This window comes from Variovorax sp. 05T418 (assembly GCF_056396385.1).
In genome coordinates this window covers 1-530 of record NZ_JBFTLJ010000057.1, presented here as the reverse complement: position 1 = coordinate 530, position 530 = coordinate 1, and the positions used below count along the sequence as shown (strand labels likewise).

1 protein-coding gene is annotated in these 530 nt (G+C 62.8%); it reads right to left on the bottom strand.

The window, feature by feature from the left end:
- The coding region (locus AC1DMS_RS31760; RefSeq protein WP_478182151.1) for a histidine kinase at positions 1-239 on the bottom strand (239 nt) is incomplete at its 3' end.
- Positions 240-530 lie beyond the last annotated feature (291 nt).

Here is a 530-nt window from a genome sequence, read left to right as displayed (position 1 = left end):
GCGCAATAGGCGAGGAACTCATTGACTTGCGCTGCCTTGTCGACGACCACATCGGCGTCCAGACGAAAGCACGCCGCGCGGCTGTCCGGAGAAGCCGCGTTGGTCAACGCCGCCACGATCCACTTCTTTCTGCCGGGCGTAAAAAGGGCGGCCGACACGCCAGGTCCTGTTCCCTGCTTCAGCAACAGATCCACGACGAGAAGCTGCCATGCCTCCTCGTTCGCCTGGAGGCAGGCCACAGCTTCAGCCTCGGAAAGCGCAGCCCCGACGACCTCTGCCTGCAGGTAGCCCGAGCACAACCTTGCGGTTGTCCTGGATCAACGGCTCGTCTTCCACCAATGAAAACGGCAAGCGTCATTCTGGGAGGCCTCCTGCTGATGTCGTGAACCGCACCAGCCCGCCTCGTCACCGTGCGTGCGACGTCACCGGACAGGGAGAACATTGCACCGGGTTGAACAAGGAGCAAGCTCGCATCTTCAGGGCCGCTTCGCCCCTGGCCGTCACCCGCATCACCGTGGCTTGACCGGAAT